1 pseudogene is annotated in these 331 nt (G+C 67.7%); it reads left to right on the top strand.

Annotated elements, in window-relative coordinates:
* Positions 1-148: 148 nt before the first annotated feature.
* Positions 149-331: pseudogene (locus tag EN850_RS34730) on the top strand (alcohol dehydrogenase); the annotation flags it as partial.

The following is a 331-nucleotide window of genomic DNA, read 5'->3' as shown; positions in this document are numbered from 1 at the left end:
GGGGGAGCGGTTGTTCGCACGGCCGGGCGGCTTCAACTCGGATCCGGCGCGGGATGCCGGCCAGCAGCGTGGTGCCCAACTGGTGGAAGGCCTGGCCCATTGTGGCGCCTGCCACACGCCACGCGGCCTGGCCTTCCAGGAAAAGGCGATGGCCGATGATGGCAGCCGCCAGTTCCTGTCCGGTTCGGTGCTGGAAGGCTGGTACGCGAAGAACCTGCGTAACGAATCGACAGGCCTGGCCAGCTGGAGCGAGGGCGAGATCGTCGAGTTCCTGCGCACCGGCCGCACTGATCGCTCTGCGGCTTTCGGTGGCATGGCCGATGTGGTCGAG

Origin of the sequence: Mesorhizobium sp. M8A.F.Ca.ET.207.01.1.1, assembly GCF_004794715.1 — a bacterium.
Classification (GTDB): Bacteria; Pseudomonadota; Alphaproteobacteria; order Rhizobiales; family Rhizobiaceae; genus Mesorhizobium.
This window is presented reverse-complemented; position numbering and strand designations above follow the sequence as displayed.